Here is a 13,125-nt window from a genome sequence, read left to right on the forward strand (position 1 = left end):
GAGACCAGCCGTGCTCGAGGTAACGGTAGCCACCGACCTAGCAGTACAAGTTGGCGCACTTACTTGAACAGTTGGAGCAGCCGGAGCTGGTAGTGCCGTCAAGGTAATGGGTCCAGCTGTATAAGTGCAACGCGTGGGACTTGATGCATCTCGAACAATCACTGAGTAGCTACCGGACGCAAGGCCATCAAATGTAGCGGAACCCTGATATGATGCACCTTCATCTATGCTGTACTCATAAGGCGCAGTGCCGCCGCTAGCCCTAACCGTTATGCTGCCACCTGTGCAAGTGGGGGTGGCACTCAGCGAAGCCGTCAGCGGAGTTCTAATTACAATGGAAGTAGCAGTTCCGCATTTAGGAGCAATTTTAGAGGGGTCGAGTGGGCATTGTCTTGCTAGTCCATCAGAAGCATCGGTCCAGGCTAGATAGAGGTTAGAGAGCGTTAAGGTTTGGCCACATACGTAAGTAATAGACTGAAGCGTCCCTCCAGTAGGAGTGCCCGAGGTAAAGGATGTTGTAGCGTTAGCAGGAACTGGTCCTACGCAACCTTGTATTGGTTCAGAAGTCGTTCCAGTACTTGTTGTTCGGGTTAGTGTTCCAAAGAATGCAAAAGAGGTCCGTACCGAACCTGTTTTATTATGGATGGCAATAGTCAATGGAGCAGTTATAGTCGAACCGGGTGTACAGGTAGGACAGTTGGGGCCAGCAACTGAGGCCGATACAACTTCTAAATCTTTCGAAGTACACCGGTCGGGGTCAGGTAAATCAAAAAAAGTGGAGGTTTGCGCTATTACGTTGCCAGAAAACAGAAATCCTGCTACTAGCAGAAGCAGGAAGTGTAGCCAGCTAGAACGTGTAGAATTGGGTGCTCTAAAAGTTGTATTCATGACATTTGATAAAAAGGATTTGACATTCATTCGTGTCTAGGGTGGCTGTCAGGGCGACAGCAGACCAAGGTTTTCCATAAGAAACCATGGTACTAATGGACCAGAAATCGCGGGGCAAAAGCATCCCGTTCATAGCCTAGACTATGAAAAAACCCATATTTTATATAATCCGTTGGGCGTCTATTTGCGTTGGGCCTGAAGCCTGTCCAGGCATGGACGTAAAGACGTAATCTGCATTCGACACAAAGCCCCATTCGGCTTACCGGGACTCTCTTCAGCTCTTTATCCGTTACTCCGCCATAAATTTTGGTTGGCACATGCGGTCACACATAATAGCTCAACTGTTGCACACAACAGCTCATGGCTTTTCTCTTGACTAATCTAAATTAACGTAATTAACTTTAAGTTTCAACACTTTTTCAATATTCATTTTAATTATTTTATTTAGTAGTAATATTATTTATTGGATAATAAACATGTTAATCCTCCTTGAGAGCTTGTTCTGCTACTTTTGTTAAGCATTAATTCAACAGAGCACATTGACTTTAAAAATACTGAGAGAGGCTTTATGCCTATTAAAACCATTTTGCTTTGCGTATGGGAGGCGTGTGACATCAAATCATCGTCAGGACGACTAAGCATTCCGTTGAGACATTCTTAGTTGAAACCGTTCACCGAACCAATCGATGAAGTCAACGGGCACCTTAAAAGCCCTTGTCCTTCTGGTTCAGAATTATCCCAAGCCTGTTGCTTTGATTGTGGCCGTGCACAAAGCCTACTCATACCTATGCCGCCGACCTTTCAGAGCTGGCTTATATACACAGTGCATCCACTGATTGCGTGGCCTTAATTTGTGGTGCAATCGCACGCTAAACCCGTCTGGACTACTACTCCAACGGTACCGGAGCTATTGCTCCAGTACAGCAATTATGGCGCCTCTACGCAGCTTATAGACCCGACGGATACAAATCCGGGGGCTCATTGCCTTTCACTGGCGTGTTCAGCGGCTGCAGGGCCCGGGTTTTATCGATGAACATAAAGGCGTCGTAGCGTTGGGGAACCACAGAAGGCACGTAGTTACCAAACCGCTCCACCCGGGGGTTATACACCACCCCGATAGCACGGTGGCCAATGCGGCGCTTCAGGTACTTGTTGTCGCGCAGGTCTTTCATTAGCACTAGCTTATTGCCGGGGTTGCTGCGGTGCAGAATGTCTTCCCAGCTGTTGCTTTGGGCTTCGGGCACGGGCATCACCTTGTGGGGTGCCCCCCAGGCATCGGCCGCAATCACGGAGCCCTGGTACGAGCCGAAGCCCAAGATAAATGCATTTTCACGCCCGTACTTCTGGCGCACCAGCTGCCCTACGTTCACCTCTCCGCTATTGGCCATGTCCGTGTAGCGGGCATCGCCCACGTGGGTGTTGTGCTCCCAAACAATGGCCTTGCTAGCCGGGCCATGCAGGGTCAGCAGGCGGTCGAGGGTTTCGGCCATGTGCCGGTCGCGAATGTTCCAGGACTCTGCCGAGCCAGTAGCCGATGCCCGGTAATACCGCTCGCCGTTGAGGGCCACCAAGGCATGCTGCTGGGCCACAAACTGGCTCTCTTCTCGAGGCACCTCTTTGCCAGTTGCCTGCACCACGGCCTGCCACAGCCGGCTGGTCGTAGCCCGGCAGTCGGCATCGGCGCGGGCTACGGCCAGGGCATATTCTTCGGCGCTTGGGCTGTAGGGTTGAAAGCAACGCTGGGCCCGCTGGGCTGCTTGCAGTGCTGCGGCATCGGTGCGCTGTAAGTGGGGCGTCAGGTCGGCCAGTGCTTCCCAAAGGCAGTATACATCGAGCCCAAAGAAGCCGGCTTTGTTGGCGGCGGCCTGCTTTTGGTTGTGGCCATTGAGCCAGGTAACCAGCGAGGCCACTTCGTAGTTGCCCCACATCCAGGTGGGCCAGCGGTTGTAGTGTTTTAGTAGCTGCACAGCGGCGGCACTGTCCTGTTGCGGGCCTTTGATGAATTTGTTCACCCGGTAAGAGTCGGCCCACTCCCCTTCCACCGCAATGAAGTTGAAGCCCTTTTCCTCAATCAGTCGCTTGCTCAGGGCCGCCCGCCACGTGTAGTACTCGTGGGTGCCGTGCGAAGCCTCGCCCAGCAGCACCACCCGGGCGTTGCCAATGGCTTGCACCAACGGGTCCAGGTCGGCCTCAGAGCGCAAGGGATGGCTTGGAATTTCCAGGTGCACGGGCTTAGGGCCCTGCGGCGGGCCACCCACCGCCAGCATGGGCATGGCATCGGGCGCCTCAGGGGCATTGGCTTGGTTGGCCGACGGTTTCTGTTCGCAGCCATAGCATAAGGCAACCAGCAGCAGGGCGCGTGCTATTTGGCGCAAGGGATAACGGCACATAATAAGTTTAGCTGAAATAATACCATAACCGACCGGCTCCACAATCAGATTGTACCTGTTTTCGCCATCCCATGTTATCGCAGCGCTTATTGCAGGGCGGGGTCCTGGCACCTCCTGCTGCCACCTGCCACTTATGCCAGCCGTTTTCGTAAGAAGTCACGCTTCCTTACGCTTCCTACTTATGAAGACGCTCTACCTGGTTGCGCTGCTTCCGCCCGAGCCTGTATTTTCCGAAACCTGGGCCTTGAAGCAGGAAGTGCATCGCCTCACCGGCAGCCGCAATGCTGTGCGCTTGCCGCCACACATCACCCTCGTTCCCCCGCTACGAGCCGACGACGACTTTGAAGCCCGCTGCACTGCCGCGCTTGCTGCTTTCGCCGCAACGCAGCCGCCCTTCCCGGTTGGGCTCCGCGACTTTGCCTGGTTTGGCAATCGCACCCTTTTCGTTCACGTGAGCGAAACCGCTCCTGCCAAGCATTTCCACGCGGCCCTTCTGGAGTGGTGCAGCACCCACCTGCCCGAGATAAAGCCCGAAAACCGTCCGTTCACGCCTCACCTCACCCTAGCCACCCGCGACCTGCCCCCCACCCAGGTTCCGGAGCTGCGCCAGCTCTTCGCTGCTCGCACCTACGAGGCCGCCTTTGAGGTACGCACCTTCACGCTCTTTCGCCACAATGGGCAGCAGTGGCAAGCCCGGGCCACCTTCGAGCTGGCGGACCAATAAAACCACTCTTCAGCAAGGGCGCAGCAGGCACCAGCAGCGTTTCATTACGGCATCATTTTTTCTTGGCTTCCTTGGGCTGCGCAGAACTGCTGGCAGCCACGGGGCCTGCCAACGGCACAAACACGGGCAACTCACTAAGCGGCACTGCCGCCGCGCCGTTCTTCATTGCCAGCTTGGCCTGAGCCATGCGGTCGGACCCTACCACCGGGGTGTAGTACAAGCCTTTCGTCTCGAGGGGCAGCGCATAGGTGCTTTTCGTATCGTCTTCTACCGGCAGCCAAAGCACCGCCATTCGTTCCTTCCCGTCTGTCCAGATATCAACCCGCGGGTTCTCACTCTTTCTTTCCTGAAACTTGTAGTTGCCCATCAGTGCCCGTGCTTGCATCAGAAAATCGGCCGCTGGCCGGCGGGTGTTATCCGAGTTCAGCATGCCGCAGGACTGGTATACATAAGGCACCTTCCCATTGTCGTCGAACGCCTGATACCACGCAATGCCATCGATGCCGTGGGCCGCTACCTCCAGCAGCGTCCGCAGCGACCACACCCCTTGGGTAAGATGGATGCGGGCCTCCGGAATCAGCTCACGTTTAGGGTAAGCGGTCAAATCACTGGCCCGGACCGCCGCCAGCGGCGATAGTGGGTGCACATCGTAGCCGGTTTCGGTCAGGACCACGGGCTTGCCCCCGCCGTAGATATTGGAGAAATCGACCATGCGCTTGGCGGCTGCGCCCAGCCGGCTGTTTTCGGGGGCAATGCCACGGGTTTGCTTGCCGCCGTGCTGGGCCCCGCCCCCGTCGGTGGCGTACTGGTGGTAGTTCCACTGGTCCAGGGGGATGTCGAGGCTGCCATCCGGTTTGTAGCCGCGGGTCTTTTTCCAGCAGTCAATCATGCCCCGAAAAGCATCGGGCGTGGCTTTGGCCAGGCCCGCATTCAGCACTATGGCACTGGGGTCGGCAGTTTTAATGCCACAGCCCGAACCCAAGCGGCCCTGGGCGCCGTCGTACACCACCGACTGGTGCAGGCCCATTTTCCAGCCGCTCATGTAGTGGCTCAGGCCTTTCCAGTCTTTGTCGAGCTCGTTGTGCGCCTCGTAATAGCGCACATAGCCCAGGCCCTTGCGGGGCTGGGCTACCGGCGCGTTGGGGTATTCCGGCACGGTGTATAGCTTCAGGTTGGCATCCGGAATGTTTTTGTTGTACCCATAGCGGGCAGCCATTTGGTAGGCTGCCTCCCCCGAGGGCTTGTAAGCCGCCTCCTGCCTATAGTCGGCGGTAAAGGCGTGGGGCGAGGCGTCAACGTCGGCAAACTCCTTGCCTTCGTAGCTGTTTTTAGGCCAAGTCTCCATCTCCGATTTGGTAGCGTGCACAAAGGTGAGCATCAGCTCCTTGCCATCGGCCCGGGCCCGGCCGGCTACTTTGTCCAGGTTCCAGTACCGAAACTGGTGCTGCCCTGCCTCCGGCACAAACTTCTCCAGCTCCACATACATGCGCAGCACGCCCCCAAAAGCGTCGCGCATAGCACCGTATTTCTCCTCGCTAATGGAGCCCCCGTCTGGCTTATTGAAATTCCAGGGAAAAGCATTGGCGCCCGTGAAATCGGCCAATGGGGCCCGCTGCCGCTGGTACTTCACCGGCTTAAATGGCCGGTAGTCGCCCACAATTTCGAGCTTGGCGGGCTGCGCATTCTTTGGCCCGCGCAGCACCAGCCGCTCGTACACGATGTCGCGGGGAAGCTCCACGGTTTCTACTTCGTTGTAGCGCTGGCCAGTAAACGTGTGCACCAGCTTCTCGGCGCCTCCGCTGCCACGGGCCACTGCGTAGTAGCGCTGCCCGGGGTTGAATTCGCCTTTGCCGTCCAGAATTCGCAGCTTCAGGTTCTTGGCGTCCCACTGCGGGGGGAAGTCTATCACAATGGTGTGCTCGTTGAGCAGCAGCCCGTGGCCGGGGTTAAACGTGTTGGTGGGGTCCTTATCGGTAGGAAAGAACAACGCAGTGGGTGGCCCATTCACATTGTTTTGCTGGTACACCATGGTGCTCAGGTCCAGGGGCAGCACGCCGTTCACATAGCCTGGTTCCCCGGTGGGCACAGGCGCCGCGGGAGCATCCATCGACTGCGCCGAAGGTGAAGAACAGCTTATTGTGACCAGCAGAAGGGCAAGCGTAAGAACAACTTTCATACGAATTGAAAAGGGTATCAACTCTTGAGGTTACGCAAAAAGTCAGCGCGGGGTACGGGCAAGCATAAGTAGGTAAGCCCCGCCCCCCCTCGCATGCCTCACCCACAAGGCCAGTGCAAACAAGAGTTGCTAGCAGCCAACAAGCAACTTTTAAAACCAATGAACTCCTGCGTTTTTCTCAGCAGATAGGATTTCAGATGTCAATATATCATATAATCCCAATTATTATATTTTATCTATCAAACCTTGGACAAAAGACATAGCAATCCAGTTTATATATAATATTCCAAGGAAATTTAAAATTTATTGGCTACATCACGAGGTTTCTTTTTAAGTTCAAGTAACCATTCACATTAAGCTCAACAATTGCATAGTTCATTTCAATATGCAATTCATTCAATTTTACCCAATTCTTAAGTTCTTCATTTACCCTTCTCTTATTTGATAATACATGAAACAACTCTTCCAAAAGCTAACCTTCATTGCCCTATGTTGGCTATGTCTTGCCGGGCCCTCGGCCTTGGCCCAAACCGCTGACGAATACGTTCGGCCCTACAACGAGCCTTACCAGTACGGCGCCAACCTCGGCTACTACGGTACCACTTGGACTGATGAAGCCCTGGCTGGTTTGCTGCAGGCAACGGGCGGCCACTCGCTGCGCCCTACCCTGCCCGAGTGGTTCGTTGAAGCGTTCGGCTACAAAATTCGTGTCAACGAGTTTAACAACTACGTCAATAATCTGGGCATGAAGGAGCTGACCTGCTTCATCGAAGGACCTTCAGATTCCCACCGCGACTGGAATACCTATTCTGCCAGTGCCCAGTCTTCTAAGTTGTTTGCTAATCTGTACGCTCCCATCTGGAACAGCGATGGCACCGTCAATCCTACCAACTACTACGCCATCTACGTTTACAAACTCTTGCTCAACTACGGCGACAAGGTTCGTTTCTGGGAGGTACTCAACGAGCCCGACTTTGCCAACGGCGCTAGCGCCACCGCTTGGCTTACCCGTGCTCCTACTCCGGACGAGCAGTTGAACACACGGGCCCCGTTCTACCACTACATCCGCATGCTGCGCATCACCTACGAGGTGGTCAAGAAGTACCACCCCGAGGCCTACGTGTCGACCAGCGTGGGTTACCCGGAGTACGTGGATGCCCTACTGCGCTACACCGACAACCCCAACGAAGGCGCTGTTACCCCCGAATATTCCCGCAAGGGCGGCGCTTACTTCGATGTTTTAAGCTACCACGCCTATCCCAACTATGCTCTGCACTATTGGGACAACGAAATTGGTGGCTTCCGCTACCGCCGCACTTCCGACTATTCGGCCAACAAAGTCATTCAATACAAGGACGAAATGGTGGCCGTGCTCGATAAGTATGGCTACAACGGCACCACCCACCCCAAGAAATTGCTGACGCTGAGCGAATCAAATGTAAGCCGCCGCACCTCCGGCGACCGCACTGGCTCCGACGAGCGGCAGCGCAATTTCGGCATCAAGGCTTTGGTGCTCACCCAGAAGCATGACATCAAGCAATTCTACCTGTATCAAATTGGCGAAACCGTAGACGCGCCAGCCCCAGGTACTTCTGTATCCGGCGGCGAAGAAATTGGCCTGATGGGCCTCTACGAAAATCTTAAGCGCGACGGGCCCGGCGCCACCAAGCTGGTCCAGCTCGGCCGCGCCTTCGCCACCACATCCAAGTTGCTGTACGGCTACCGCTACGATGCTGCCCGCACCACTGCCCTCAACCTCCCCGCGAGCATCGACGGCGGCGCGTTCGGCAAAGACGGCCAGTTCATATACGTGCTCTGGGCCAAGGCCCTAATTGATAACGTGGAAGAAGCCAATGCCACCTATAGCTTCCCGGCCGCTACCAACATTGGCACCGTAGAGCGCTACGAGTGGGATTACTCCCTCACCGCCGCCAAAACCACGCAGTCCGCCCAAGGCATTGAGCTCACCACCACGCCTTCTTTCTTTATCGGCACGGCAGCCCCGCCCCTGGCAGTTTGTTCAGCCACAGGCACCCTCCTACGCGAGCAATGGGACAACGTGTCCGGCACCACAATCGCCAGCATCCCGCTCAGCCAGCCCGCCACCAGCACGGCCGCCATCACACAGTTTGAAGTATCCGGCCAGACTGCTTATAACTACGGGGCCCGGGTCCGCGGCTATATCTGCGCCCCCACCAGCGGTACTTACACCTTCTCAATTGTGGGCGACGACGCCGCCGAACTGTACTTGAGCACCGATGCCGACCCCGCCAAGAAAATACGCATAGCCTCCTGCGCCGGCTGGACCAGCTCTCCGCGCGACTTCACCCGCTACAGCAGCCAACAGTCGGCTCCGGTGCAGTTGCAGGCCGGCACGCGCTACTACATCGAAGCCCTGCACAAGCAAGGCTGGGGCCCGGGCTACCTGTCCGTAGCTTGGCAGCTGCCCAACGGCACCCGCCAGGAGCCTATCCCGGGCAGTCAGCTCTCCCCCTTCGTCATTGCCCCTACTACCCCACCTACTACGGTCGCCTGCTCCGGCACAGGCAGCCTGCTGCGTGAGCATTGGAGCAACGTATCCGGCTCCACCCTCGGCTCCATACCCACCTCAACCGCTCCGAGCAGCAGTGCTACCATCACTCAGTTCGAAGCCCCCGCGCTCAGCGAAACCAACTACGGGGCGCGGGTGCGTGGCTACCTCTGTCCTCCCACTAGCGGTCCTTACACCTTCTGGATAGTGGGCGACGACGCGGCCGAGCTGTTCCTGAGCACCGACGCCGACCCCGCCAAGAAAGTAAGCATTGCCACCTGCACCAGCTGGACCAGTTCCTCGCGTGATTTTGCGCGGTATCCCAGCCAACAGTCGGCTCCGGTGCAGCTGCAGGCCGGCACGCGCTACTACATCGAAGCCCTGCACAAGCAAGCTTGGGGACCGGGCTACCTGTCCGTAGCTTGGCGTCAGCCCGATGGTACCCGCCAGGAGCCCATCCCCGGCAACGTTCTCATTCCCTTCGTTCCATCTGCCAACCTTGCCAGCGCCCAAACCTCCCTCGCTGCTTCTGCCGCCGCCAAAGGCCTAGGCAGCCAAGCCACCGAGCTCCTGGCCTACCCTAATCCCTTCACACACCAAGCCACGGTTCAGTTCAGCTTAGCCAGCACGGGCAAAGCCAGCTTAGCCATCTACGACTTGCAGGGCAAGCTCGTCCGGCAGCTTTACACCGGCCAAAGCGAAGCAGGCAGTGCCCAACGCTTTACCATCGAAGCCCAAGGCCTGAGCCATGGACTGTATGTGCTACGGCTAATTACCGATAAAAATGTTCTGACCCAGAAACTAGTGTTCGGAAAATAATCGGAGGTTGGCAGGAGAAAACCACCTGTCCTTATATAAAAGCCCCGCTTTATTCACCGCCTTAGGAACGGTGAATAAAGCGGGGCTTTTATATGAAACAAATTTCTTGATTCAGCACATCGCAGCTTGCTGTCGTGCCTCTTTATAGGTATTTCGGCTATTAGCTTTACACTTCTCTCTTCATATTAAATAAGTGCGGAAGCAGTCCTTAAATATTCTGCCGCCACCAATGCTAATTTCGGCCGTACATGTCGCTGGCAATCACGTCAACCGCCCGCGCTAGGGTTTCCAACATGAAAAAGCATTACTTGCTCTGCCTCTTAAGCGCCGGCCTATTGGCATCCCACCCCGCCGTGCCTCCCACGGCCGATGTCGAGGCCTTGAAAAGCCAAGCCATTCAAGACATCCAGGCGCGCTACACGGACTATCGCCAAACCGCTCTTCGCATCTGGAGCTTTGCCGAGGTTGGCTATAAAGAAACCAAAAGCTCGGCTCTTCTACAGAAATCCTTGCGCGACAACGGCTTCTCAGTCCAGGCTGGTGTAGCCGATATTCCCACCGCTTTCGTAGCCACCTACGGCAGTGGCAAACCCGTAATTGGAATCCTGGCCGAATACGACGCCCTGCCCGGCCTATCTCAGCAGGCCGGAGCCGAAAAAAAGCCTGTAGCAGGCCTTCATTCTGGCCACGGCTGCGGCCACAACCTCTTTGGTACGGCCAGCGTGGCCGCCGGCATCGAACTCAAAAAGCTTATTAAAGAAGGCAAGCTCAAAGGCACCATTAAAGTATATGGCACGCCAGCCGAAGAAGGCGGCAGCGGCAAAGTATATATGGTGCGCGCCGGCCTCTTCGACGGTGTCGACGCGGTAGTGCACTGGCATCCCAACGATGAGAACCGCGCCATGATGAATAACTACCTGGCCAACAGTTCAGCCAAATTCCGTTTTCACGGCATAGCCTCGCATGCCGCTGCTTCTCCCGAGCGCGGGCGCAGTGCCTTGGATGGCGTAGAAGCCCTCAACCACATGGTGAACATGATGCGGGAGCACATTCCGCAGGAAACCCGCATTCACTATGTCATCACCAACGGCGGCAAAGCCCCCAACGTGGTTCCGGAATTTGCCGAAGTCTACTATTACGTCCGCCACCCCAATCGCGACAATGTCAAGGACGTATTTGCGCGCGTCGTAAAAGCCGCAGAGGGCGCGGCCCTCGGCACCGGCACCACCATGGATTATGAAATCATTGGCGGTACCCACGACCTTTTGCTCAACGAGACGCTCGCCATGGCAGCGCAGCGCAACCTCGAGCGCGTAGGTGGCGTCACCTACAGCCCTCAGGAGTTGGATTTCGGCAAAAAGATTCAAGCTTCGCTGGGATTCCCCGCGCCTGCTGTTGAAAGCGCTGCCACTATCGCGCCTTTTGCCACGCTCGACGGCGGCGGTAGCACCGACGTGGGCGATGTAAGCTATGTCGTGCCCACTGTGGGGCTCCTCACTGCCACCTGGATACCCGGCACCCCCGCTCACAGTTGGCAGGCCGTTGCCTGCAGCGGGCAGGAAATCGGTACCAAAGGCATGCTCGTCGCTGCCAAAGCCATGGCCCTCACTGGCATTGACCTACTTACTGACCCATCCCTGCTTGCAAAAGCAACCAGCGAGTTCAAGCAAGATGTAGGGAATTACGTTTACAAGCCATTACTCGGCGACCGTAAACCCGCTCTCAACTACCGGGACTAATCAACCCGGCCCATACCCTTCACGCTTTCCGAGTTGCGCCAGCTTGCCAACGCGAGGCCTGTGCCCAACCAACGCAATATCATTCTAAGAGCAAAGCCCTTTTCGGCGCCTTAACTATCCGCTAACAGGGGCCCTATACTTAATAATTGAGTATAATTATATTATACCTAATTATTAATCAGTGTGTGAATGCTGCATACTTGCAGCTGCTTTCTTGTGAGCGTTCTGCCCACGGCCCGAACCTCCCTGCCGGGAAAGCGAAGCCATCATTTCCTGCCGCAATTGCAGCATGTGTGCCTGGCGCTCTGCCTGTTTGCGTGCGGCGTACGCTTCGTGCGCTATGTCCAATGCAGTTTTCATGTCAAAAGTTATGGTTAATCTGTAAATCTTTACAATGATACAGCCTTTTTTGTTTTTACAACAGTTTTTTTCATACTTTTCATAAATAAAATTTAAACTCGCTTCCTACTTATCCTATGTAGTTCTTCATCAAACTTTTATAGCACCTCAACATTAGGATAAACGTCAAACCCGCCTCAAGCCTACGTCCAATTGCTATTCATTTTTGCTAATTCTCATCAGCCACTAAGCTAAACACCATTGATTGGCTGGTTTGGCCCCCACTCACATAGTAAGGTTTCACACTTTGCGTTCGCCTTCTTTTATGATGTTGTTCTTATGGGATGATTGCCTGTGCTCCCCAATCCAAATAGCCAGGCAAGACCCCAGTGATGAAATCACCGGCACACCTAAGTCGCAGGCATTGGCCGCTGACTTAGCCAGCACCAAGAGCCACGTCAGAAATGCTCCACCTCAGGATTAACAATCTTGAGGTGGAGCATGTGGGCGTTCCACCAGTCTCCCTAATACAATCCTTGCTCTTGTCCGCTCCTCTCCACAAATAAAGAGCGTTCCCAACATTCCTTTCTTATATAAGGACACGCCTGCTTGCTACCAACGATTAATCACCCCACACTTCTCTAGGCTTGTGAGTAAGGCAGCCAACGCGATAACTAAAGCTGCTTTAGGCAGAAATTCGTGCACCCAAAAGTTTTTCTTGCTTTTTCGTTTCATCAGCGCAAGCTACGAAGTGCCTCTACCCCTATCCATACCTGACTGATATAACCACCCCCGCTACTTTAAACTTAGCATCGGTATAAGCTACGCTGCATACGGATGCCCCTTAGACAACAGCTCATCTTTTTGATATCAGTATTCCGACTATTGGGAGGGCAAAGCAGCCAATGACCTCTCTTTTTCACCGAAATAATCTAGGTGTTTATGAATAAGCAACCTGCTATTGATACACTTCGCTACGTTGGCCCCACTATCCGGCAATTGGCACCCCGTTAGCTTTCCCATCGAACACCAACGAATAAGAGCATGTGCTTAGCCTACCCTGTAAATGTCGTCTAATACCCATTAACCCCTTCAACTCAACAGCGCCAGAAAAGAGAAATAAAAATCACACCATCCCTTGCAAGGATAGAAATTCTATTTACCTTTGCACCCCCAATCAGAAAGAAGCTTCAACCGGAAGAAAACTGAAAAGGAATGAACGAAAGAGTTGGCTCCAAGGTTTACCCCTCTGCCCAGCTACTGAAGGTGTTTTTTCAACCGAATCAAAAAATTCTTTTGAAAGAAAAACTTGAGAGGTTTGTTGATCCAAAAACTCTTCTTACCTTTGCACTCCCAATCGAAAAGAGCTTTAAACGGAAGCGAAAAAGTTGAGCGGGAGTGAACGAAAAGCAAGCTCGTCGGTGTTACTTATTTGGCCCGTCGGGGTGCCGGTAAGCTGCAAAAGCTGCTCACCGCACGCCACACTAATACTACTACGGGAGTAGTTGCACGGTTAACCC

At 54.7% G+C, this 13,125-nt stretch carries 6 protein-coding genes; 3 read left to right on the forward strand and 3 right to left on the reverse strand.

The window, feature by feature from the left end:
* Positions 1–1,835: 1,835 nt before the first annotated feature.
* Positions 1,836–3,263 (reverse strand): erythromycin esterase family protein, encoded by a 1,428-nt coding sequence (locus ACP7AJ_RS18370; RefSeq protein WP_426061656.1) that lies wholly within the window; start codon positions 3,261–3,263, stop codon positions 1,836–1,838.
* A gap of 196 nt (positions 3,264–3,459) precedes the next feature.
* On the opposite strand from ACP7AJ_RS18370, the gene ACP7AJ_RS18375 reads away from it, so the two are divergent.
* Positions 3,460–4,002 (forward strand): 2'-5' RNA ligase family protein, encoded by a 543-nt coding sequence (locus tag ACP7AJ_RS18375; protein WP_426061657.1) that lies wholly within the window; start codon positions 3,460–3,462, stop codon positions 4,000–4,002.
* Positions 4,003–4,054: 52 nt separating this feature from the next.
* Here ACP7AJ_RS18375 and ACP7AJ_RS18380 read toward each other — a convergent pair whose 3' ends face one another.
* The gene (locus ACP7AJ_RS18380) at positions 4,055–6,178 is read right to left on the reverse strand and encodes a hypothetical protein (protein ID WP_426061658.1); all 2,124 of its coding nucleotides are present in this window, start codon (positions 6,176–6,178) and stop codon (positions 4,055–4,057) included.
* Between the two features lie 451 nt (positions 6,179–6,629).
* Here ACP7AJ_RS18380 and ACP7AJ_RS18385 point away from each other — a divergent pair, with 451 nt between their 5' ends.
* Positions 6,630–9,527: a PA14 domain-containing protein gene (locus ACP7AJ_RS18385; RefSeq protein ID WP_426061659.1), complete on the forward strand. Its 2,898-nt coding sequence runs from the start codon at positions 6,630–6,632 to the stop codon at positions 9,525–9,527.
* Positions 9,528–9,820: 293 nt separating this feature from the next.
* Positions 9,821–11,266 carry an amidohydrolase gene (locus tag ACP7AJ_RS18390; RefSeq protein ID WP_426061660.1) on the forward strand — a complete coding sequence of 482 codons (1,446 nt, stop codon included), beginning with the start codon at positions 9,821–9,823 and terminating at the stop codon, positions 11,264–11,266.
* 174 nt (positions 11,267–11,440) lie between these two features.
* Here ACP7AJ_RS18390 and ACP7AJ_RS18395 read toward each other — a convergent pair whose 3' ends face one another.
* Positions 11,441–11,626 (reverse strand): hypothetical protein, encoded by a 186-nt coding sequence (locus tag ACP7AJ_RS18395; protein WP_426061661.1) that lies wholly within the window; start codon positions 11,624–11,626, stop codon positions 11,441–11,443.
* Positions 11,627–13,125: the final 1,499 nt, after the last annotated feature.

This window comes from Hymenobacter sp. B1770, from assembly GCF_049896385.1.
In the GTDB taxonomy this organism is placed as follows: domain Bacteria; phylum Bacteroidota; class Bacteroidia; order Cytophagales; family Hymenobacteraceae; genus Hymenobacter.

Excerpts from the sequence above, each read along its gene's own strand:
- ACP7AJ_RS18385 (WP_426061659.1), top strand. The coding sequence starts at position 6,630 with ATGAAACAACTCTTCCAAAAGCTAACCTTCATTGCCCTATGTTGGCTA.
- ACP7AJ_RS18390 (WP_426061660.1), top strand. The coding sequence starts at position 9,821 with ATGAAAAAGCATTACTTGCTCTGCCTCTTAAGCGCCGGCCTATTGGCA.
- ACP7AJ_RS18375 (WP_426061657.1), top strand. The coding sequence starts at position 3,460 with ATGAAGACGCTCTACCTGGTTGCGCTGCTTCCGCCCGAGCCTGTATTT.
- ACP7AJ_RS18395 (WP_426061661.1), bottom strand. The coding sequence starts at position 11,626 with ATGAAAACTGCATTGGACATAGCGCACGAAGCGTACGCCGCACGCAAA.
- ACP7AJ_RS18380 (WP_426061658.1), bottom strand. The coding sequence starts at position 6,178 with ATGAAAGTTGTTCTTACGCTTGCCCTTCTGCTGGTCACAATAAGCTGT.